An 18168-nucleotide genomic window follows, 5' to 3' on the forward strand; every position below is an offset into this window, starting at 1 on the left:
GTCCACAAGACGAGTCAGGCGTGGCTCGCCTGGCCCTTCTTCTTGCCCTTGTTCGCCTTGCCCATGGCCCAGCCGACGAGGCCGCCGGCGATGAAGACGATGCCACCGACGATGGCAAGCATGTCGTTACCGAACCAGACACCGGCTGCGATGATGAGCGAGGCGATCATGCAGATGGCGACGCCCGTCCACGCGGCGACGCTGTGACCGTGGTCGAGGTAGGGGCTGTCTCCGGACATCGTCAGGCTTCTCCTTGATGAGGGCGCGCTGAGTCGTTCCGATTCGTACCGGATCCGACGGGCGCGGCGAGGTGTTCCAGGTCATTCTGTCAGGCTCACACGGCTCGTGCGAGCCCGGGGTGTGGCGCGTGTCGCTCAGGTGCGATCGGTCGGGTCGACGCCGCGCGACATGAGATCCCAGTCGCTCTCCTCGGAGCGCTTGGGCGCCTCACCGTCGACGGGCGCCTCGTAACGACTCGACAGACCGTGCCAGCGGCGCAGACCGAGCAGGCCGAGCACCGAGGACAACAGCGCGAGGAGCGCCGCGAACACGGCCACCCAGAACCAGACGGTGAACTCGCCGCGGGCCACCGCTTCACCGGTGTGGCCGGTGACGGAGGACATGCGGCTCTTCACGGCCGAGGCAGGGTCGAGCAGTGTCCGCAGCGTCAGAGCGACCATGGCAATCGAACCGAGCAAGGAGATGACGCCGGCGGGCCAGCGCGCAATGCGACCGGCCGTCGCGGCGGCCAGCAGGCCCGCGCACGAGACGAGGGCGATTCCGAAGTACCCCGGGATCGCCTGGTTGCCCGTCACGTCGACCGCGTTCGTCGAGAGGACGCCGTCGTTGAGGGTGCCGTTGATCCACGCGCGTCCGGAGGCGATGAGCGCGAGGACGCCCGCGATGAGCGACAGGAGGATGACGCTGCGCTTCGAGGAGATGTCCCTCATCGGATGGGCTCCATCCCGGTGGCGGTCGCAACTGCTCGCAGGGCGGCCGCCGCCTTGTTGATCGTCTCTAGGTATTCGCTCTCGGGCACCGAGTCGGCCACGACGCCGGCTCCCGCCTGAACGTGGGCCACGCCGTCCTTGAGCACCGCCGTGCGGATGGCGATGGCCGCGTCCGCGTCACCGGCGAAGTCGAAGTAGCCGATCACTCCCCCGTACACGCCGCGGCGTGAGCCTTCGCGCGACTCGATGATCTGCATGGCGCGCGGCTTCGGGGCACCCGAGAGCGTCCGGCCGGGAAGGTGGCCTCGAGCACGTCGTACGCGCTGGCGTCCTCGCGCTTCGTGCCGACGACGGTGGACTCGAGGTGGATGACGTGGCTGTAGTTGCGGATGTTCATGAACTCGACCGTCTCCACGGTTCCGGCGCCGCAGACGCGTTGCAGGTCGTTGCGCGAGAGGTCGACGAGCATGAGGTGCTCGCTGCGTTCCTTCGGGTCGTTCAGCAGGTCGTCGCCCAGCTCCCGGTCGTGTTCCGGCGTCTTGCCGCGCGGGCGCGAGCCGGCGATGGGGTGGGTGATGACCCGCTCGCCCGTCACCTTGACGAGAGCCTCGGGCGATGAGCCGACGACGTCGTAGACGCCGCCGTCGGGCAGGGGCAGGCGCAGCAGGTACATGTACGGGCTGGGGTTGCTCGCACGCAGGGCGCGGTAGACGTCGAGTGCGTCGGCGTCGGTGTCGACGCTGAAGCGCTGGGAGACGACGATCTGGAACGCCTCGCCGGCGCGGATGTCCTCCTTGCAGGCCTCGACCATGTCGTGGAACTGCTCGCGCGTGTGAGTGCTGCGCACGTCCTGCTCGGGCGTGTGCGGCACGGCGACCGTGGAGGGTGCCGAGTCGCCGAGGCGCTGCTGCATGGCGTCGAGGCGCGCAACGGCGTCCGCGTAGGCGCCCTCGACGCCGGTGTCGAGGCCGTCGAAGTTGACCGCGTTGGCGATGAGCAGGAGCGAGCCGTCCTGGTGGTCCATGACGGCCAGGTCGGTGGCGAGCAGCATCGTCACCTCGGGGATGCCCAGCGCGTCCTCGGCATCGTCGCCGATTTTCTCCCAGCGGCGCACGGCGTCGTAGCCGATGGCGCCCACGAGGCCACTCGTCAGGGGCGGCAAGCCGGGGATGCGTTCGGTGTGGAGCAGTTCGAGGCTCTCGCGCAGGGCGTCGACGGCGAGGCCGCTCGTCGGAAGGCCGGTGGGCACGTCGCCGAGCCAGACGACTTCACCGTCACGCTCGGTGAGTGTGGCGCGGCTGGCGGCGCCGATGAACGAGTAGCGCGACCACACGCCGCCGTGCTCGGCGGATTCGAGGAGGAACGTGCCGGGCTCGTCGCGCGCGAGCTTGCGGTAGACGCCGATCGGGGTTTCGGCGTCGGCGAGCAGGCGTCGGACGACGGGAATGACGCGGCGTTCCGTTGCGAGGTGAGCGAAGACGTCGGCGCTCGGCCACGTGGCGCCCCAGGAGAGGTCGGCGGCCAGGCTGGGCGTCGTCGTCATGCGGGATCCTCCGTTGGGTGCTGCTCGTGGGTCGGCTTGAGGTCGTGCTGGTCGATCTCCGACATCGCATCCGCGGCGGGGCCAGTGGCGTGTGTCGGAGCTCCGACGGTGGCGTCCAGATCGGTGAAGAAGCAGGTGCGCGCGCCGGTGTGGCAGGCGGCACCGATCTGCTCCACGCGGACGAGGAGTGCGTCACCGTCGCAGTCGAGCGCGACGGACTTCACGTACTGCGCATGCCCCGACGTGTCGCCCTTGCGCCAGTACTCACCACGGCTGCGCGACCAGAAGGTGACGCGCCCGTCGTTCAGCGTGCGCCGCAGCGCCTCGTCGTCCATCCAGCCCAGCATGAGCACCTCGCCACTCGCCTCATCCTGGACGATGGCGGCCACGAGACCCGAGTCGTCGCGCTTGAGCCGCTGGGCGATCTCGGTGGGCAGGGGCGTCGAAGTCATGGGTGCCATTGTGCCAACCGCACGCGCCGGAGCGAGAACCCGTCTGTGCTTGGCGGCACCGGGCGGGCGTGAGGGCGCCGCGCCGACGCGGGCAGACGATGCGATTTAGTTCACGTGACGCAGTCTGAGCAGGCGCAAAACGCGTCAGGTGAACCGAACTGCGTCAGCTGCGCCACAGCGACGCTCAGGCGACGCGGCCCGCGCGCGGTTCCAGCGGCACCGTGACTCCGCCGGGGCGGGTCAGCCAGCGGCGGCCGAAGGGCGACTCCCACTCGCATGTGGCTTCGGCATCCATGCTCACCGCGTATCCGCCGAACGTCTTGGCGCGGTGGTGATGACGGCACAGGCTCTGGAGGTTCGACCCGCTCGTTGCACCGCCCTCGACGAACGGGATGACGTGGTCGAGGTCTGCAGATGTCCCGGGCCGCGTGCAGTACGGGAAGCGGCACACCTCGTCGCGATCGGTGACGAGGGCCGCCATTGTGGCGTGCGGTCGGTACGTCTGCGACAGCGTGCCGGTTGTCACGACGCGACCGTTGGCCAGATCGCGGGTGAGGCGAACCGCGAACGTCGTTCCGATCGATGCGGCTAGCCGAGCGAGCGCCTCACCTGTCACGACACCCATTCCTGGCACGTCGACGTCAGCGAAGGCAGAGCTCTCCCCTGGTGAGGAACGCAGCGCTCTGACGAAACGCATGGTGGAGCACTGCTCGCGCCGGAGGGACTGAGTGGGCGGCGAGTCAGCGGCCAACGGCACTTGCAGCGTGAAAGCAGCATGCACCGAACTGCTCTCGAGCATCAGGTCGACCAGCGCATCGACACGACAGCGACCCCGCGACGGCGGCAGCCCTCCTCCGCCCCAGCCGGCGCGCAGGTGTTCGGCGCGGGCCTCGATGACGGCGTGCAGCGCCAGCGCGTCGCCCGTGTCGAGGACGACACGCATCTCGGTGAGTGAGTCGACGTCGAGGTGCGGTTCGAACCACACACCCTTCTCGCGGTCGGCCAGCACTTCGTCAGCCTCCCGAGCGAGCCCCAGTGCACGCAGGAGCTTCCGCCGTGCCGCCGCGCGGCACTGCCGCCCATGCGGGGCGCACCGGACTCCTCCACCAGGTCAGTGACGCGGGCCAGGGCTTCCGGTTCGACGATGTGGTCGAGTTCGTCCGAGATGACCGTGGCCGTCGCGAAGCGCGCTCGACCGGCGAGGCACTCGGCCAGCATCCACGGGTGACGCGACCGGAGTGTTGCGGCGTCGTCGGCCATGGAGGCAACGCTGCCCGAGCGCATCCCGAGCACGGGAGCGAGCGAGTCGGCCGCGAACTCGCCGACAGCCAGCGGGTACGAGTCGTCGCCCGCCAGGTGGGTCCACGAGAGGTGGTCGTGCTGGCGACAACGCCCTCGTGGGCATCCGCGACGACGCGCATGACCGCGTCGGCGCTGCGGCTGACGAGCGAGGCCACCTCGGCGGCCCGCTCCAGACTGCGTCGGGTGTGCTCCAGCGTCTCGATTTGCTCGTCGAACGTCGGCCCTTCAGCGACGTCACCAACGAGGGAATCGGGCGAGACGAGGGCGCGATCGGCGATGGCGCGGGTGAGCACCAACCATGCTTCGACGAGTTCGTCACCCGCCGCGCCCGCGAGCGCTTCCGCGCTCGTCACCGACCTCAGATCCATGCTCTATTCTCGCACACCTGTTCGAATCATGGCAGGTCCGTGCGCAACCAATGCCCTGACCCACGTGCCGCTGACCACAGGATCACCGCCCGCAAGCGCCCATCCTTTAGCCGCAGAGCCTCGCTGTTCCGCGCACTAGTGAACGGTTTCCCGGAGTGGCCAAGCGCGTGTCTGACGCACTGGCGATGGCGCGCCCCGAACCAGCGCCCGATGCGCCACGATGGGTTCTGCCCGAACCCAGCAGAGTCACCCGAAGAGGAGCCGCCCGCATGCCCCGTGAAGACGACCTGCGTCAGCGCATTGCGCAGCAGCTCTCCTCCTTCGAGCCTCGTGAAGCCACCGGTAACCCCCTGCGCGAGGCCGCGGTTTGCGTCGTCATCGCCCACAGGGCGGACGAGCCGGTCGTTCTCATGGAGAAGCGAGCACCCAGCCTCCGCGCCCACGCCGGTCAGTTCGCGCTACCGGGCGGTCGTATCGACGCAGATGAAACGCCCCAGGAAGCTGCCCTGCGCGAACTGCACGAGGAACTCGGCATTGCGGCTTCGGCCGACGCCGTTCTCGGCCGGCTCGACGACTTCGCGACGCGCTCGGGCTATCTCATCCGCCCGTTCGTCGTCTGGGCCGGCGATGTACTCGACGACGTGGTGCTCAACCCGGCCGAGGTTGCGGTGCTCCACGAGATCACGCTCCCCCAGCTGGACGCGGAACCGCGGTTCGTCGAGCAGCGTGGGCTGGGCGAGCCGGTGTTCCAGTGGCCCTTCGAGGACTACTGGATCCACGCGCCGACGGCGGCGATCCTCCATCAGTTCCGGGAAGTCGTTCTCCACGGCCGCAGCACGCGCGTGGCCCACTTCGAGCAGCCCAAGTTCGCCTGGAAGTAGCGCGCTACTCCGCGTGGGAGGCCACCCAGCCTTCGTGCAGCCGCCGGTAGGGTCCGTCAGCGCCGACGAGTTCAACGTGCGAGCCGCGCTGGACGAGTCGTCCGGCGTCCATGACCCAGATCTCGTCGGCCTTCTCGGCCGTCGCGAGGCGGTGGGCGATGACGACGCTCGTCCGGCCGCGCATCAGCTCGTCGAGTGCCCGGCCGACGGCAACATCGGTCGACGGGTCGACACTCGAGGTGGCCTCGTCGAGGATGAGCACGTCCGGGTCCGTCACGTACGTGCGCGCGAGCGCGACGATCTGCCGCTCCCCCGCGCTGAGCCGCGATCCACGAGCTCCCACCTCAGTGCGCACGCCCTCGGGCTGACGAGCGAGCCAGTCCTCACACCCGATGCCGACAAAGGCGCGCTCGACACCTGCGTCGTCGAGGTCCGGCCGCGCGAAGCGCACGTTGTCGGCGATCGTGCCGGTGAAGAGGAAACCCTCCTGCGGCAGGTACGCCACGGCCTCACGCAGAGAGGCATCCCCGACGTCCCGAAGGTCGAGTCCACCGACGCGCACGACACCCGACGTGGGGTCAACCAGGCGCGTCAGTAGTTTCGCGAGCGTGCTCTTGCCCGAGCCCGTCTCACCGACGACGGCGACGCTCGTACCCGGCGCGATCGTCGCGTCGACGTCGCGCAGCACAAGGTCGGCGTCGGGTGAGTAGGCGAAGTCGACGTGGTCGAGCTGCACCGACTTGGCGCCGGCACTCAACGACTGCGGTTGCGCCGGCGGCACGACCTCGAGGGGCGTGTCGAGCAACTCGATGACACGCCGCCAGCCCGCGAGAGCGTTCTGCAGGTCGTTGAGGACCTCGGTGGCCGTCTGAACGGGCTGCGTGAAGAGGTTGGTGAGGAACACGAAGGCGGTGATCTCACCGATCGTCATGTGTCCGTTGGCGCCCATCCACGCACCCGCGATGATGACGAGGATGAGCGCGGCGCCGGAGACGCCCTGGCCCGACACGAACGCACCCACGGCACGGATCTGCGCCCCGATGGCGGCCTTGCGCTGCGCCTCGATCGCATCGTCCATGCGCTCCTGGGTGCGCGGCTGAATACCGAACAGGCGGACGGTCGCTGCCCCGGCCACGGACTCCGAGATCGTGCTCAGCATGTCGGCCACCCGCTCGCGGACGACGGCGTACGCGCGCCCGACGAGCCGCTGGAAGTAGCGCAGGAGGAAGAACAGCGGCAGGAAGCAGATCCACACGAAGATGGCGAGCGGCCACGAGTACCAGAGCATGAGGATCGTCGCGACGAGCAGTTGCCCGATGGAGACGATGAGCATCATGCCGCCGCGCTGGACGAACATCGAGATCTGGTCGACGTCGCTCGTCACGCGCGAAACCATCGAACCGCGGCGGGACGCGTTGAGCGTCAGCGTCGACAGGGCGTGCACGTGGGCGAACGCCTTGCTGCGCAACGTCGCCAGCCCCCGCTCCGAGGCGCGGAAGAGCCTGACGTTCATGACGTAGGAGCAGACACCCGCCACGACGACGCCGAGGGCCGCGAGGGCGCACGTCCACCGCACGACGCCGAGATCGACCCCGCCCGGCGCGAGGATGCCGTGGTCGATGGCGCGCTGCAGCGTCAACGGCACGATGACCTGGCTCGACGTGGCCACGAGCGCGAGCAACAGCGTCCAGCCGAAGCCCTTCGTCATCTCCGGAGCGAGCGAGAGCCCGCGCCGCAGGGTGCCGCGGTCGCTCGTCACCTTGGTTGCGCCGGCGCTCATGCCCGGCCCCCTTCAGCCTCGGCGTGGGATGCGTCGGCATCGTCCCCGTCACCGTCATTGACGTCCGCGGCATCAGGGGCAGCACCCTCGGCTTCCTCCACCTCGTACGCGCTGAGTAGCGCCGCGTACCCGGGGTGGCCGGCCATGAGTTCGTCGTGACGGCCGCTGGCGGCCACCCGTCCGTTCTCGAGGTACACGACGCGGTCCGCGAGCAGGATGCTCGAGCGGCGGTGCGCGACGATGACGGTGGTGCTGCCCTCGGTCGCAGAACGCAGCGACGTGAGGATGTCGCCTTCGACGGCGGGGTCGATCGCGCTCGTCGAGTCGTCGAGCACGACGAGACCGGGTTTACCGGCGATCACTCGTGCGAGCGCGATGCGCTGACGCTGACCGCCCGACAGGCGCGAACCACGCTCACCGAGCGCCTCGTCCCGACCGTGCGGCAGGGCCTCGACGAACGTCGCCGCGTGCGCGACGTCGAGTGCGTGATCGACCTCGCCGCGACCGAGATCCGAGCGCCCCAGCGCCACGTTCTCCTCGCTCGACTCGTTGAACACGAACGCGTCCTGCGTCGCGAGCGCCACCCGCTCCTCACGGTTCGCCACGCCACCGATGTCGTGACCACCCACCTCGACGACGCCGGCCGTCGGCGGGGTGAGCCCGACGAGCACCTGAGCGAGCGTGCTCTTGCCCGAGCCCGTCGCACCGACGACGGCGAGCGAGCCGCCGGCGGGAACCTCGAGGTCGACGCCGGTGAGCGCGGGAGCGTCGGCGTCCTCGTACGTGAACGAGACACCGCGCGCCCGCAGCTCCAACGGCCCTTCGGGCAGGGACGCCTCCCGGCGGCGCGGCGGCAGATCGGCTGCGTCGTCGAGGATCGGCTTGACGCGCTTCCACCCGATGGCCACCTGCGGGAGGCTGAACAGGATCCAACCGAAGGCGCGCACCGGCCACGCGAGCAGGCTGAAGAGGTAGGCGACCTGAACGACGTCAGCGGCCGTGATCGAGCCCGAGGCCACACGTTCGGCACGACCACGACGACGGCGAGCGACCCGAGCGTCGGCAGCGCATTCGTCATCGGGTCGAAGATGCCCTCGGTCCGTCCGAGACGGATGTTGGCATCACGCAGTTCTTCGGCCGAGCGCGTGAGGCGCGCGGTCTCCGAGTCGGCGCGACCGAGCGCCTTGACGACGAGCGCGCCGTCGAAGCTCTCGTCGGCCACGGTGCTCACCTGCGCGCGGGCCGCCTGCGATGCCTCGACACGACGGCGCATGACGATCTGGAACCAGTAGTTGATGACGATGAGCAGCGGGAACACGACGAGCGCGACGAAGCCCAGGACGACGTCGACGAGGAAGATCGAGACGAAGCCGAAGAGCAGCATGATGGCGACGCCGAGCGCCATGGGCAGTGGCTGGAAGATGTTCCAGATCGTCTCGACGTCCGAGTTCGCGTGCGAGAGCAGACGTCCCGAGGGATGTACCTGGTGCCAACGCATCGGCAGGTCCTGGTAGGCGCGCGTCACCCGACGCCGCGTCGAGGCGATGAGGTTGTTGTACGTGATGCCGGCGGCGATACGTCGCACGATGACGGCGATGACGTTGAGGAACACGACGCCGCCGAGTTGCCAGGCCACCTGCCAGGCCATCGCGCCGGTGAGTTCGCCCTCGCGCACGGCAGGCGTGACGACGTCCGCCACGAGCCCGCCGATCACGGACGCGGTGAGCACGGTGAGCACGCCGTAGCCGGTCGCCCCGAGAACGGAGAAGACGAACCAGCGCCACTCCTCACGGCACCCTTCCAGGGTGACGCGAACGGGTGACGCGTCGGGGGCCAGGTCGGCTGCACTCACGCGGGGGTTCCTTTGCTCGCTCGGTCGCGGGGGTGACAACATTGCGCCATGCCGAACTATGCCCAAGCCGAACGACAGGCTCTCTGCGACACCGCCCTACGGATCGGACCGGACGCTCCGACGCTCTGCGACGGCTGGACCGTGAAGGACCTCCTGGCCCACCTCGCGATGCGTGAGCGTCGCCCGGAGGCCGTCGGCATCCTTCTGCCCCAGGCACGCGACCTCGCCGAGCGTACCCGCGCGCGCTACGCGCTGCGTCCCTTCGAGGACCTCGTCGACATGGTGCGCCGCGGCCCGCACGAGTTCTCGCCCTTCCGCATCCCCGCGGTCGACGCGCGCGCGAACCTGCAGGAGTACTTCATCCACCACGAGGATATCCTGCGCGCGCAGCTGCCTTACGCCGACGAGTCGCAGGTGCGCACCGTCGGTGAGCGCCTGCAGAACTCGCTTTACGCCGCCCTGCCGGCCGCCGGCACGATGATGCTGCGCCACTCGCGGATGCGCGTTGCCGCCCTCTGCCCGGGACGCACGCCGGTTGCCCTCACCAGCCCCGACGAGCCGCTCGGTGAAGTGGTCATCGAGGGCCTGCCCAGCGAGGTTCTCCTCCACCTGGCGGGCCGCATGAGCTTCGTTCAGTTCGCGGGCGAGCCGGACGACATCAACCGCTTCGCGTCGACGCCGAAGGGCATCTGACCAGCGTCCTTCCTTGCTAGTTCAACGAATTCGGGCCTCACCTTCGAGTTGAAGGTGAGGCCCGAAATCGAGTGGCGCGTTCAGCGCACCGGCGCACCGGTGGCTGCCAGGGCCTGCTTGACGTCGCCGATCGTCATCTCGCCGTAGTGGAAGACGGAGGCTGCGAGCACGGCGTCGGCGCCGGCTTCGACCGCGGCCGGGAAGTGCTCGACGGCGCCCGCGCCACCACTCGCGATGAGAGGCACGGTGACCTCGCGGCGCACTGCCTCGATGAGTTCGAGGTCGAATCCGCGCTTCGTGCCGTCGGCGTCCATCGAGTTGAGCAGGATCTCCCCTGCCCCCAACTCCTCCGCGCGCGCACACCACTCGACGGCCTCCAGGCCGGAGCTCGTGCGGCCGCCGTGCGTCGTCACCTCATAGCGCCCGTCGATGCGCCGCACGTCCGCGGACAGCACGAGAACCTGGGCGCCGAAGCGGTCGGCGATCTCGGCGATGACCTCGGGGCGGGCGATGGCACCGGTGTTGATACCCACCTTGTCCGCGCCCGAACGCAACAGTCGGTCGACGTCGCCGACAGTGCGCACGCCTCCCCCGACGGTGAGGGGAATGAAGACCTGCTCGGCCGTGCGCGCGACGAGGTCGTACGTCGTCGATCGGTCCGCCGAGCTCGCGGTGACGTCGAGGAAGGTGAGTTCGTCAGCGCCCTGACGCTCGTAGCGTGCCGCGAGTTCGACGGGGTCGCCCGCGTCACGAAGATTCTCGAAGTTGACGCCCTTGACGACGCGTCCTGCGTCGACGTCGAGACAGGGAATGACACGTACCGCAACCGACATGGCACCGAGCCTAAGCCCTCAGGCCCCGCGCCCGGCCGGTACGTTTGCTCCGTGAACACGCCGCCCATCGCCGTCCAATCGCCCGGTCTCGCCGCGGTGCCGACGTTGTCACCGGACGCCGTGCTCGCGTGGTTCGACACCCGCGCGTCCCTGAACGAGCGTTGGCTGTTCACACTCGACGGGCGCTCCGGAGCAGGTAAGACCCAGCTCTCGGACCGCCTCGCTCAGCACTACCCTCACGCCCAGGTGCTTCACCTCGACGACCTCTACCGCGATTGGGACAGCCTGCCCAGCGGCGTGTTGCGTGCCCGCCAGCTCGTCGAACACTGGCGCGCCGGCCGCTCTCCGAGTTACAAGCCGACGCAGTGGGCCGGTGTGCCACCGCGCGAGCGTGAGCCCATCCACGCCACCCGCTCCCTCATCGTCGAGGGCGTCGGCGCCGGATGGGTGGGACAGAACATCGCGGAGGGCTCGGCGTGGCTGGAGGCCTCGCGCGAGCAGCGGCGCATCCGTGCACTGCGTCGCGACGGCGAGATGTTCGCGCCGTACTGGGTGAGCTGGGAGGCGCAGGAACGGTCCTGGTTCACCGCGCATCCGCCCCGGGCGGACGTCGTCGTCGACGCGAGCGATCTCACGGACGAAGAACGCTCCGCTGCGCACTGAGGCCGCCGACCTGCCTCAACCAGAACGTGACCGTTCAGTCGTTCGGGATCTCGCCCTGATTGACGTGGACGAGAGCGGCCAGCCGTGAGGCCTCCGCCTCGGCGGACGGGCCGTCGGCGCGCTGGATCGCCATGACGGCGAGCTGCTCGGTGTCGGCCAGGTCGAGCAGGCACCACGGGCGCCCGCCGCCGAACTGGACGCCAACGATCTCGGCCCACGGCACGAAGCGCTTCGTCAGCAGGTTGCGCACCGTGATGCCCTCGGGCGACGGCTCGGCCTTGACGAGCCCCCACCGGCTCAGACCCCAGCCGAGGAAACAGCCGAAGAAGAACACGGCCCACTTGTCGAGCATCGTCCAACCGGTAGCCCCGCCGGTGGGCAGGACGACGAAGGCGACGACACCGAAGGTCACGACCATCGCCACGGCGGCTGCGAAGGCCACCGCTCGGCCGCGACGCGGAATGAACGGACGATAGGCGTCCTCGTTCTTGGCCATGGGATGACTCCTCTCGGGTGCTCGGGCGCGAGGCGTGGATCAGAGCCGGCAGGCGGCGATGTCGGTGACGAGGATGGCGCGCGCCCCGAGGTCGTACAACTCGTCCATGACGCGGTTGAGCGAACGGCGGTGCACCATGACGCGCACGGCGACCTGGTTCGGGTCGTGAAGCGGCGACACGGTGGGCGACTCGCTGCCGGGCGTCAGCGCGGCGGCCTCCTCGACGAGTGCGGCGTCGATGTCGTAATCCATCATGACGTAGTGGCGCGCGGTGAGAACGCCCTCGAGACGGCGCACGAGAGTCGCGGCCTGACCGGACAGCTCGCGGTCGGAGGGACGGATGAGCAGGGCCTCGCTCGTGAGGATCGGGTCACCGAAGACCTCGAGTCCGGCGTTGCGCAGGGTCGTACCGGTCTCGACGACGTCGGCGATGACGTCGGCGACGCCGAGCGTCACAGCCGTCTCGACCGCACCGTCGAGGCGAACGACCTCAGCGTTCACACCGTTCTTCTCGAGGTCGGCCCTGACGAGGCCGGCGAACGACGTCGCGATCCGTCGACCTTCGAGGTCGGCAACGCTCGACGCGACGCCCGGACGCCCGGCGTAGCGGAACGTGGACGCCCCGAAGCCGAGCTGCAGGTGCTCGACGGCCTTGGAACCGGAGTCGAGCATGAGGTCGCGCCCGGTGATACCCAGGTCGAGGGTTCCCGAGCCGACGTAGACGGCGATGTCCTTGGGGCGCAGGAAGAAGAACTCGACCTCGTTGTCGGCGTCCACGACGACGAGTTCCTTGGAGTCGCGGCGCCCGCGGTAGCCGGCCTCCTTGAGCATCGAGGCGGCGGATTCGGAAAGGGCGCCCTTGTTGGGGACTGCGACGCGCAGCATGGTGTCCTTCCGGCTCAGAGGTGGGAGTAGACGTCGTCGAGCGTGATGCCGCGCTCGATCATGAGCACCTGCAGGTGGTACAGGAGCTGGCTGATCTCCTCGGCCGCAGCGGCGTTGCCCTCGTGCTCGGCGGCCATCCACACCTCGGCGGCCTCCTCGACGATCTTCTTGCCGATGAAGTGCACACCCCGGTCGAGTTCGGCGACGGTGGCGGAACCCTCCGGACGCGTCTGCACCTTCTCATTGAGTTCGGCCCACAGCTCTTCGAACGTCTTCACAGGGTGCAAGGTTACCGGTCGCGCAGGTGCGGCCCGCGCGCCGTCCGGCATGGAAGCCGGACGACGATCACGCACCGAGCGCGCGCAGCGTCACCTCGGTGGCGACGGCGGCGGTCGCGGCCTCGTGGCCCTTGTCCTCCGAGGAGTTCTCCAGGCCCGCACGGTCGAGGGCCTGCTCGTCGTTGTCGCATGTGAGCACACCGAAGCCGATGGCCTTGCCCGTCGTGACGCCGATCTGGGTGAGGCCGTCCGTGGCAGCGCTGCAGACGTAGTCGAAGTGCGGCGTTCCGCCACGGATGACGACGCCGAGCGCGACGAGGACGTCGAACTTGTCCGCGAGACGCGCGCAGGCCGCCGTCAGTTCGAAGGTGCCGGGCACGCGCACGAGCGTGACGTCGGACTCGGCGACGCCGGCGTCGGCCAGGCCGCGGCGAGCGCCGTCGATGAGGCCGTTCATCACGACGTCGTGCCAGCTGGCCGCGACGATCGCGACGCGCAGACCCGAGCCGTCGACGTTGAGTTCGGGGGAACCGTGTCCACTCATGATGCTTCTCCTACCTGAGGTTCGTCGCCACGGTCGAAGGTGTGACCGAGGCGTTCGATCTTGGTGCGCACGTACGTCGCGTTGTCAGGCCCCACACCGGCCACGAGCGGAACCCGCTCGACGACCGCGATGCCGAAGCGCGCGAGTTGCTCTGCCTTGTCGGGGTTGTTCGTCAGCAGCCGCACGCGGGTGTGACCGAGCGCGCGCAACATGGCGGCCGCCGCACCGTACTCGCGTCCGTCGATGGGCAGCCCTAACTCGACCTGCGCGTCGACGGTGTCGAAGCCCGCGTCCTGCAGGCCGTACGCGCGCATCTTGTTGAGCAGCCCGACGCCGCGCCCCTCCTGGCCGCGCAGGTACAGCACGACGCCGCCCTCGCGCGAGACGAGGCGCTGCGCTTCCCGCAGCTGCGGGCCGCAGTCGCAGCGCAACGAACCGAGGGCGTCACCGGTGAGGCACTCGGAGTGCAGGCGCACGAGCGGCACATCCCCCGGCTCGCGCTCGCTCACGAGGGCCAGGTGCTCAGCGCCGCTCTCGCGGTCCTCGAAGCCCCACGCCGTGAACGTGCCGTACTCCGTCGGCAGGTTGGCGGAGGCGATGTGCTCGACGCGGTCGTGGCGCCGACGCCACTCGATGAGCTGCTCGATCGTGATGACGGCGAGCCCTTCGGCCTCGGCGAGCTCCACGGCACCCGGCAGGCGCATCATCGCGCCGTCGTCGTGGACGAGTTCGACGATCATCGCGACCGGGGAGAGGCCCGCGAGTCGGCACAGGTCGACCGACGCCTCGGTGTGGCCGTCACGCTCGAGCACGCCGCCCGGTCGGGCGCGCAGCGGGAAGACGTGACCGGGGCGCGTCAGCGCGTCAGGAGGCGTGGTCGGGTCGGCGAGCACACGCAGCGTCAGTGCGCGGTCGGCGGCCGAGATGCCGGTGTGCACGCCGTCCTTCGCATCAACGGAGATCGTGTACGCGGTGCCCTTCGGGTCTTCGTTGCGCGAGACCATCGGCGGAAGGAGGAGCCGGTCGGCGACGTCGTCCGGCAACGGTGCGCAGATGACGCCCGAGCTGTGACGGATCGCCCACGCCATCCATTCGGCGGTCATCGTCTCGCCGGCCATGACGATGTCGGCCTCGTTCTCGCGGTTCTCGTCGTCGGCAACGAGCACGGGGCGTCCGGCACGCAGCTGCTCGAGGGCGTCCTCGACGCTCGACAGCCGCAGTGCCTCCTCGGATGCGTTCGGGGTGGTCATCACGATGCCTCCATCTCACGGGCCGCCACGTCCCGGCTGCGTGAGGCACGCAGCCACTGGGTGAAGCCGTAGGCGACGAGCAGGGCGTACAGCGCATAGAGCGCAGCACTCGGGTAGTACTTGGAATAGATGAGTTCAGGCACGCCGACGAGGTCGACGGCCAGCCACATGAGCCAGAAGTCGTTCCAGCCCCGGGCCATGGCGTACGTCGCGAGTAGCGAGCCGACGAAGATCCAGGCGTCACACCAGAAGTACCACCAAGGGGCGGGCCACCCGGCACCGATGATCTCGAACACCCAGTGCATGATGACGACGCCCGCGCCCCAGGCGATGACGTAGCCGAGACGCTGTTTCGCGCTCGCCCAGTGCGGGATGACGGCCTCGCCGGTGCTGCCCTTGTTCTTGCTCTCGCGCCACACGTACCAGCCGTAGAGCGAGGTAACGATGAAGAAGATCTGACGCCCGGCCTGCCCGAGCATCGGCGCCCGGTCGTCCATGCCGAAGACGAGGCCCGCGAACACGGTGAAGAGCAGCACGTTACCGACGATGCCGACCGGCCATGCCCACACCTTGCGGCGCATGCCGCCGATCGCCGAGGCCATGCCGAAGCCGTTGCCGATGATCTCGCGCCACGTGATCTGCGAGCCGCCGATCGTGAGGTGCGCGGTGTAGATCTGCTCCCAGACGCTCATGCGCTCTCCGCCTTCGCCAGGCGTTCCTCGAGGGCCGCAAGGCGCGGGCCGACGAGGTGCTCGACGTACTTGGCGAGCACGTCGACCTCGACGTTGACGGCGTCGCCGACGCTCGCGTCACCGAACGTCGTGAGGTCGAGGGTCGTCGGAATGAGGCTGACGGTGAAGGTGTCGGTCTCGCGTGAGGCCACCGTGAGCGAGACGCCGTTGAGCGTGATCGAACCCTTCTCCACGACGTAGGGCGCGAGCTCGACCGGCAGGTCGAAGCGCACGACGCTCCAGCGCTCCCCCGGCTCGATGGCGACGATGCGCGTCGTGCCGTCGACGTGACCCTGCACGACGTGGCCGCCGAACCGCGCGTCCGCGCGCATGGCGCGCTCCAGGTTGACCGGTGATCCGGGCTGCAGGGCACCGAGGCTCGTGCGGTCGAGCGTCTCCTTCATGACGTCGAGCGTGAAGGTGAGGGTGTCGAACGTCGTCACCGTGAGGCAGACGCCGTTGACCGCGATGCTGTCGCCGTGGTGCGCGTCCGTGAGCACCTCGGCCCCTTCGACGGCCAGGACGACGGCGTCGGCGGTGTGCTCGATCGAGGCAACCCGGCCTTTGGCTTCGACGATTCCGGTGAACACGGTGTTCAGCTCTCCTCACGCGTCGCGAGCGGGCGCAGGGTCAGGCGCAGGTCGGTCTGCGCGGGGGTGGTGGCATCTGCGGGCGTGACGAGGCTCGTCACGTCGACGAGGTCGAAACGCCGCAGGTCGGTCATGGACGCGGCGCCGAAGTCTGCCGCTGCGGGCCTGCCGGCGCCGAGCATCGCGGGGGCGACGTAGGCGAGTACCTCGTCGACGCGCTCGGCCGCGAGGAAGGCGGCGGCGAGCGTTGGCCCGCCCTCGAGCCACACCGCGTGGATGCCGCGCTCGTGCAGCGCCTCGAGAACGGCGTCGACGTCGTGGGTGCGCAGCTGGAGGGTCTCGGCTGCGTCGTCGAGGACGCGGGCGTCGGCGGGCAGGTCGCGGCCACCGATGACAACGCGCAGGGGCTGCGTCGAGAGGTTCGTGCCGTCGGTGTCGCGGACGGTGAGCTGCGGGTCGTCGGCGAGCGCCGTTCCCGTGCCGACGACGACGGCGCCGTGCTGCGCACGCAGCCGGTGGACGTCCGCGCGGGCCGTGGAACCGGTGATCCATCGGGAGGTGCCGTCGGCGGCAGCGCTGAACCCGTCGAGGGTGGCGGCGAACTTCCAGCGGACGACGGGCCGAGCGTGGGTGACGGAGAACGTCCAGTCCTCGTTGAGCGCGGCCCCCTGGCGTGCAAGCTCGGCGTCCTGGTCGACGGCGATGCCCGCGTCGGCGAGGATGCCCGCTCCCCCGGCGGCTGCGCCGTTCGGGTCGCTCTGGCCGTAGACCACGCGGCCCACACCGGCTGCGACGAGCGCGCGGGCGCAGGACGGCGTACGGCCCTGGTGGGCACAGGGTTCGAGGGTGACGTAAGCGGTGGCTCCACGCAGGTCCACGCCATCGGCGTTCGCCTCGGCGATGGCCGCCGCTTCGGCGTGCGGCGTTCCGGCGCCTCGGTGGTAGCCCTCGGCGAGCACCGAGCCGTCGGTCGAGACGATGACGCAGCCGACGCGCGGGTTCGCGTCCGGAAGGGGCGAAAGAGCCGCGAGCGCGACAGCACGACGCACGGCGCCTGAGCGGTCGAGCTTCATCGTTGTCACCTCCGGTTCGGAACAGCACCGTTCACCGGGGTGGTGCGAGATCGCACGAAATGCAGGCTCGTCACACGACGAGCAGTGCACGGCATCTCGGGCGATGCCGAACACGGGCGCTCGCTCACGCGACCGCCCTCATGCTGCCTCCCATCCGGACTTTAACCGTCGGTCTCGGAATTTCACCGAGTCAACCGACCCCTGACGAAGCGGGCCGGGTCGCGGACTTTAACCGCCGGCTAGGAATTTCACCTACCCCGGAGCACGCCGCTCATGCTACACCCGGGGTGCGCGCCTGCGACCCCGGGTGTCAACGATCGGTCCGTCAGTGAGCGTGGCCGGCTGCGAGACGTCGCAGATCCTCGACGGCGTCGGCCGCCGAGGCCGCGCCGTACACGGCGGAACCGGCGACGAACGTGTCCGCACCGGCTTCGGCGCACTGCTCGATCGTCTTCGCGGAGACGCCACCGTCCACCTGGATCCAAATGTCACCGCCGTGCTTCTTCACGCTCTCGCGCACAGCGCGCACCTTCGGCATCTGCTCGGCCATGAAGGACTGGCCACCGAAACCGGGCTCGACCGTCATGACGAGCACCATGTCGAGTTCGGGCAGCAGCTCCTCGTACGGCTCCCACGGGGTGCCGGGCTTGATGGCCATCGACGCGCGGGCACCGGCAGCGCGGATGTCACGCGCGATCTTCTTCGGGTCGGCGGCGGCCTCGACGTGGAAGGTGACGCTCTTGCAGCCCGCTTCCGCGTACTGCGGGGCCCAGCGGTCGGGGTCGTCGATCATGAGGTGCGCATCGAGCGGCATGGGTGCCACCTTGAGCAGCGACTCTACGACGGGAAGCCCGAGCGTCAGGTTGGGCACGAAGTGGTTGTCCATGACGTCGACGTGCGCCCAGTCGGCGTTCTTGATCGCGTCGAGTTCGCTCTGCAGGTTGGCGAAGTCCGCCGAGAGGATGCTCGGCGCGATGCGCATGGTGGGTTCGACGCGGGCGGTG

General features: G+C 69.4%; 19 protein-coding genes, 2 pseudogenes and 1 riboswitch. Of the genes and pseudogenes, 3 read left to right on the forward strand and 18 right to left on the reverse strand.

Annotated features, from left to right (window positions below):
- Nucleotides 1-14: 14 nt before the first annotated feature.
- From D1832_RS02615 to D1832_RS02635, 5 genes and pseudogenes are all read right to left on the reverse strand, one after another.
- Complete coding sequence (locus tag D1832_RS02615; protein ID WP_118912492.1) at nucleotides 15-239, reverse strand: HGxxPAAW family protein; 225 nt, start codon at nucleotides 237-239, stop codon at nucleotides 15-17.
- A gap of 135 nt (nucleotides 240-374) precedes the next feature.
- Nucleotides 375-950 (reverse strand): Trp biosynthesis-associated membrane protein, encoded by a 576-nt coding sequence (locus D1832_RS02620; protein WP_118912493.1) that lies wholly within the window; start codon nucleotides 948-950, stop codon nucleotides 375-377.
- Nucleotides 947-2493 (reverse strand): annotated as a pseudogene (locus tag D1832_RS02625) (anthranilate synthase component I). The gene D1832_RS02620 and the pseudogene D1832_RS02625 overlap by 4 nt, the downstream one beginning before the upstream one ends.
- Nucleotides 2490-2954: a phosphoribosyl-AMP cyclohydrolase gene (hisI, locus tag D1832_RS02630; protein WP_118912494.1), complete on the reverse strand. Its 465-nt coding sequence runs from the start codon at nucleotides 2952-2954 to the stop codon at nucleotides 2490-2492. The pseudogene D1832_RS02625 and the gene hisI overlap by 4 nt, the downstream one beginning before the upstream one ends.
- Nucleotides 2955-3129: 175 nt before the next feature.
- Nucleotides 3130-3954, reverse strand: a complete 825-nt coding sequence (locus D1832_RS02635; RefSeq protein WP_118912495.1) for an HNH endonuclease signature motif containing protein — start codon at nucleotides 3952-3954, stop codon at nucleotides 3130-3132.
- A 930-nt stretch (nucleotides 3955-4884) separates the two neighbouring features.
- Between D1832_RS02635 and D1832_RS02640 the strand changes: the two genes are divergently transcribed.
- Nucleotides 4885-5496: an NUDIX hydrolase gene (locus tag D1832_RS02640; protein ID WP_118912496.1), complete on the forward strand. Its 612-nt coding sequence runs from the start codon at nucleotides 4885-4887 to the stop codon at nucleotides 5494-5496.
- Nucleotides 5497-5500: 4 nt separating this feature from the next.
- Here the strand turns inward: D1832_RS02640 and D1832_RS02645 are convergent, their stop codons facing one another.
- The 3 genes and pseudogenes from D1832_RS02645 to D1832_RS16170 form a co-directional block, all read right to left on the reverse strand.
- Complete coding sequence (locus tag D1832_RS02645) at nucleotides 5501-7276, reverse strand: ABC transporter ATP-binding protein (protein WP_118912497.1); 1776 nt, start codon at nucleotides 7274-7276, stop codon at nucleotides 5501-5503.
- Complete coding sequence (locus tag D1832_RS02650; protein WP_118912498.1) at nucleotides 7273-8295, reverse strand: ABC transporter ATP-binding protein; 1023 nt, start codon at nucleotides 8293-8295, stop codon at nucleotides 7273-7275. The genes D1832_RS02645 and D1832_RS02650 overlap by 4 nt, the downstream gene beginning before the upstream one ends.
- Before the next feature lie 80 nt (nucleotides 8296-8375).
- Nucleotides 8376-9170, reverse strand: a pseudogene (locus D1832_RS16170) (ABC transporter transmembrane domain-containing protein); the annotation flags it as partial.
- 6 nt (nucleotides 9171-9176) lie between these two features.
- Between D1832_RS16170 and D1832_RS02660 the strand changes: the two are divergent.
- A complete protein-coding gene (locus D1832_RS02660) occupies nucleotides 9177-9821 on the forward strand; it encodes a TIGR03085 family metal-binding protein (protein ID WP_118912499.1) in 645 nt (214 codons plus the stop codon).
- An 80-nt stretch (nucleotides 9822-9901) separates the two neighbouring features.
- On the opposite strand, the gene hisF is transcribed toward D1832_RS02660, so the two are convergent.
- On the reverse strand, nucleotides 9902-10654 hold the full coding sequence (hisF, locus tag D1832_RS02665; RefSeq protein WP_118912500.1) for an imidazole glycerol phosphate synthase subunit HisF: 753 nt from the start codon (nucleotides 10652-10654) through the stop codon (nucleotides 9902-9904).
- Nucleotides 10655-10705: 51 nt separating this feature from the next.
- Here hisF and D1832_RS02670 point away from each other — a divergent pair, with 51 nt between their 5' ends.
- On the forward strand, nucleotides 10706-11317 hold the full coding sequence (locus tag D1832_RS02670) for a nucleoside/nucleotide kinase family protein (RefSeq protein ID WP_118912501.1): 612 nt from the start codon (nucleotides 10706-10708) through the stop codon (nucleotides 11315-11317).
- A 34-nt stretch (nucleotides 11318-11351) separates the two neighbouring features.
- Here the strand turns inward: D1832_RS02670 and D1832_RS02675 are convergent, their stop codons facing one another.
- From D1832_RS02675 to rpe, 9 genes are all read right to left on the reverse strand, one after another.
- On the reverse strand, nucleotides 11352-11813 hold the full coding sequence (locus D1832_RS02675) for a PH domain-containing protein (protein WP_241510827.1): 462 nt from the start codon (nucleotides 11811-11813) through the stop codon (nucleotides 11352-11354).
- A 39-nt stretch (nucleotides 11814-11852) separates the two neighbouring features.
- On the reverse strand, nucleotides 11853-12698 hold the full coding sequence (gene hisG / locus D1832_RS02680) for an ATP phosphoribosyltransferase (RefSeq protein ID WP_047312706.1): 846 nt from the start codon (nucleotides 12696-12698) through the stop codon (nucleotides 11853-11855).
- A 14-nt stretch (nucleotides 12699-12712) separates the two neighbouring features.
- On the reverse strand, nucleotides 12713-12976 hold the full coding sequence (locus D1832_RS02685; protein ID WP_118912502.1) for a phosphoribosyl-ATP diphosphatase: 264 nt from the start codon (nucleotides 12974-12976) through the stop codon (nucleotides 12713-12715).
- A gap of 67 nt (nucleotides 12977-13043) precedes the next feature.
- On the reverse strand, nucleotides 13044-13520 hold the full coding sequence (gene ribH / locus D1832_RS02690) for a 6,7-dimethyl-8-ribityllumazine synthase (protein ID WP_118912503.1): 477 nt from the start codon (nucleotides 13518-13520) through the stop codon (nucleotides 13044-13046).
- Nucleotides 13517-14770 carry a 3,4-dihydroxy-2-butanone-4-phosphate synthase gene (ribB, locus tag D1832_RS02695; protein WP_182434630.1) on the reverse strand — a complete coding sequence of 418 codons (1254 nt, stop codon included), beginning with the start codon at nucleotides 14768-14770 and terminating at the stop codon, nucleotides 13517-13519. The genes ribH and ribB overlap by 4 nt, the downstream gene beginning before the upstream one ends.
- Entirely contained in the window at nucleotides 14770-15462 is a 693-nt protein-coding gene (locus D1832_RS02700; protein ID WP_118912504.1) for a nicotinamide mononucleotide transporter family protein, read from the reverse strand. The genes ribB and D1832_RS02700 overlap by 1 nt, the downstream gene beginning before the upstream one ends.
- A complete protein-coding gene (locus D1832_RS02705; RefSeq protein WP_118912505.1) occupies nucleotides 15459-16091 on the reverse strand; it encodes a riboflavin synthase in 633 nt (210 codons plus the stop codon). The genes D1832_RS02700 and D1832_RS02705 overlap by 4 nt, the downstream gene beginning before the upstream one ends.
- A 5-nt stretch (nucleotides 16092-16096) precedes the next feature.
- Nucleotides 16097-17164 carry a bifunctional diaminohydroxyphosphoribosylaminopyrimidine deaminase/5-amino-6-(5-phosphoribosylamino)uracil reductase RibD gene (gene ribD / locus D1832_RS02710; protein ID WP_118912506.1) on the reverse strand — a complete coding sequence of 356 codons (1068 nt, stop codon included), beginning with the start codon at nucleotides 17162-17164 and terminating at the stop codon, nucleotides 16097-16099.
- A gap of 137 nt (nucleotides 17165-17301) precedes the next feature.
- Nucleotides 17302-17433: riboswitch (FMN riboswitch) on the reverse strand.
- Between the two features lie 56 nt (nucleotides 17434-17489).
- Nucleotides 17490-18146, reverse strand: a complete 657-nt coding sequence (gene rpe / locus D1832_RS02715) for a ribulose-phosphate 3-epimerase (protein WP_047312871.1) — start codon at nucleotides 18144-18146, stop codon at nucleotides 17490-17492.
- Nucleotides 18147-18168 lie beyond the last annotated feature (22 nt).

This window comes from Dermacoccus abyssi, assembly GCF_003515945.1.
Lineage (GTDB): Bacteria > Actinomycetota > Actinomycetes > Actinomycetales > Dermatophilaceae > Dermacoccus > Dermacoccus abyssi.

Excerpts from the sequence above, each read along its gene's own strand:
- D1832_RS02615 (WP_118912492.1), bottom strand. The coding sequence starts at position 239 with ATGTCCGGAGACAGCCCCTACCTCGACCACGGTCACAGCGTCGCCGCG.
- D1832_RS02620 (WP_118912493.1), bottom strand. The coding sequence starts at position 950 with ATGAGGGACATCTCCTCGAAGCGCAGCGTCATCCTCCTGTCGCTCATC.
- hisI (WP_118912494.1), bottom strand. The coding sequence starts at position 2,954 with ATGGCACCCATGACTTCGACGCCCCTGCCCACCGAGATCGCCCAGCGG.
- D1832_RS02640 (WP_118912496.1), top strand. The coding sequence starts at position 4,885 with ATGCCCCGTGAAGACGACCTGCGTCAGCGCATTGCGCAGCAGCTCTCC.
- D1832_RS02645 (WP_118912497.1), bottom strand. The coding sequence starts at position 7,276 with ATGAGCGCCGGCGCAACCAAGGTGACGAGCGACCGCGGCACCCTGCGG.
- D1832_RS02660 (WP_118912499.1), top strand. The coding sequence starts at position 9,177 with ATGCCGAACTATGCCCAAGCCGAACGACAGGCTCTCTGCGACACCGCC.
- hisF (WP_118912500.1), bottom strand. The coding sequence starts at position 10,654 with ATGTCGGTTGCGGTACGTGTCATTCCCTGTCTCGACGTCGACGCAGGA.
- D1832_RS02675 (WP_241510827.1), bottom strand. The coding sequence starts at position 11,813 with ATGGCCAAGAACGAGGACGCCTATCGTCCGTTCATTCCGCGTCGCGGC.
- hisG (WP_047312706.1), bottom strand. The coding sequence starts at position 12,698 with ATGCTGCGCGTCGCAGTCCCCAACAAGGGCGCCCTTTCCGAATCCGCC.
- ribH (WP_118912503.1), bottom strand. The coding sequence starts at position 13,520 with ATGAGTGGACACGGTTCCCCCGAACTCAACGTCGACGGCTCGGGTCTG.
- ribB (WP_182434630.1), bottom strand. The coding sequence starts at position 14,770 with ATGACCACCCCGAACGCATCCGAGGAGGCACTGCGGCTGTCGAGCGTC.
- D1832_RS02700 (WP_118912504.1), bottom strand. The coding sequence starts at position 15,462 with ATGAGCGTCTGGGAGCAGATCTACACCGCGCACCTCACGATCGGCGGC.
- ribD (WP_118912506.1), bottom strand. The coding sequence starts at position 17,164 with ATGAAGCTCGACCGCTCAGGCGCCGTGCGTCGTGCTGTCGCGCTCGCG.
- rpe (WP_047312871.1), bottom strand. The coding sequence starts at position 18,146 with ATGCGCATCGCGCCGAGCATCCTCTCGGCGGACTTCGCCAACCTGCAG.